General features: G+C 71.0%; 2 protein-coding genes. Both read right to left on the reverse strand.

Features of this window, described 5'->3' with window-relative positions; genetic code table 11:
- Positions 1-1,390, reverse strand: a 1,390-nt coding sequence (locus E1193_RS31200; protein ID WP_132186706.1) for a beta-ketoacyl synthase N-terminal-like domain-containing protein, incomplete at its 3' end; no start/stop codon positions are given.
- Positions 1,387-2,180: beta-ketoacyl reductase (locus tag E1193_RS31205; RefSeq protein WP_132186707.1), on the reverse strand; the 794-nt coding region annotated here is incomplete at its 5' end. The genes E1193_RS31200 and E1193_RS31205, both read right to left, overlap by 4 nt.

The raw sequence follows: 2,180 nt of genomic DNA on the forward strand, positions 1-2,180 counted from the left end.
ACACCACACCAGCCACCGGCCCCGCCAACTCCCCCGGCGCCTCCTCCACAATCACATGCGCATTGGTGCCAGAAATCCCGAACGACGACACCCCCGCCCGCCGCACCCGACCCCCTGACGACGCCCACGACCGGGACTCGGCCAACAACTCCACCGCACCAGCCGACCAATCCACCACCGACGACGGAACACCGACATGCAACGTGCGCGGCAACACACCATGCCGCAACGCCATCACCATCTTGATCACACCAGCCACCCCCGCAGCCGCCTGCGTGTGACCAAGATTCGACTTCAACGAACCCAACCACAACGGACACTCACGACCCTGCCCATACGTGGCCAACAACGCCTGCACCTCAATCGGATCACCCAACCGAGTCCCGGTCCCATGACCCTCCACCACATCAACCCCACACACATCCACCCCAGCGTTCGCCAACGCCGCCCGAATCACCCGCTGCTGCGCCAACCCATTCGGCGCCGTGATGCCGTTAGACGCACCGTCCTGGTTCACCGCCGAACCACGCACCACCGCAAGAACCTCATGACCATTGCGCCGCGCATCCGACAACCGCTCCAACAACAGCACCCCAACACCCTCAGCGCAGCCCACGCCATCGGCGCCGTCCGCGAACGACTTGCAGCGGCCGTCCGGGGCCATCCCGCGCTGTTCACTGAAGTACACGAACATGTCCGGCCGGGCCATCACGGTGACCCCGCCAGCCAACGCCAGCGAACACTCCCCCCGCCGCAACGCACCCACCGCCACATGCAACGCCACCAACGACGACGAACACGCCGTATCCACACTCACCGCCGGCCCCACCAACCCCAACGCGTACGCCACCCGGCCGGAGACCAGGCTGCCGTCGCTGCTGGCCGCCACGTAGTCGTGCGACATCACCCCGGCGTACACGCCGGTGGGGGTGTCCCGCAGGGTGGCCGGCACGATCCCGGCCCGCTCCACCGCCTCCCAGCACGCGGTCAGGAAGAGCCGCTGCTGCGGGTCGGTGGTCAGGGCCTCACGCGGGGAGATGCCGAAGAACTCCGGGTCGAAGTCGGCCGCGCCGTCGAGGAAGCCACCGTGGCGGGTACAGGTGCGGCCGGGTTGGCCGGGTTCCGGGTGGTACAGCGTCCCGGTGGGCCAACCTCGATCGTCGGGGAAGTCGCCCACCGCGTCTACCCCTCCGGCGACCAGCCGCCAGAGGTCCTCCGGCGACTGGACGCCGCCCGGGTAGCGGCACGCCATGCCGACCACGGCCACCGGCTCCCGGGCCGCCTCGGTCAGCCGGTCCAGTTCGCGCCGCAGCCGCTCGTTGTCCAGGACCGACTGGCGCAGCGCCCCGACGATTTGCTCGGTGGAAACCTCGTCGCTCCGCTCCCTCACGTGGACTCCTCTCCGGTGTCGTACACGGAACGGACCAGCGCCGCGACGTCCATCCCGGCAACCTTCTCCCGCACGGCCACCTCCTCGGCGTCGGGCTGGGCAGGCGCGGCGGGATCGGGCTCCGGCAGCAGTTCGGCCAGCAGGTACCGGGCCAGTGGGGTGGCGGACGAGTAGTCGAAGATCAGCGTGGCGGGCAGCCGGAGCCCGGTCCGCGTACCCAATCGGTTACGCAGTTCCAGGGCGGCGAGCGAGTCCACGCCGAGGTCCACGAACGCCTTGTCGGGGTCGACCGCGTCCGGGTCGTAATAGCCGAGAACCGCCGCGGCCTGGCCGCGTACCAGGTGGAGCATGGCGTCGATCCGCTCGGCGCCGTCGAGACCGGCGAGCCGCCCGGCCAGGTCGGCGGCCTCGTCCGGGGCGGCCACGCCGTCCTCGGCCACCAGCCGGACGGCGGACGACTCACCGGTCATCGACCGCAGCAGTGCCGGCAGTGCGGTACCGGCGCGCAGCACGGCGGTGTCCAGCGCGAGCGGCACGAGTACCGGATCGGCCGCGCCCAGGGCCGCGTCGAACAGCGCCAGGCCGTCCGGTACAGGCAGCGGCACCGCGCCGGAGCGGTCCAGCACCCGCGCGTCCACCTGCTCCTCGACGCCTTCCCAGGGTCCCCAGGCGAGCGATGTGGCGGGCAGGCCGGCCGCCCGGCGGTGCTCGGCCAGCGCGTCGAGGAAGGTGTTCGCCGCCGCGTAGTTGCCCTGCCCGGCGGCCAGCACCAGACCACCGGCCGAGGAGA

Source organism: Micromonospora sp. KC606, from assembly GCF_004348675.1.
GTDB lineage: Bacteria > Actinomycetota > Actinomycetes > Mycobacteriales > Micromonosporaceae > Micromonospora.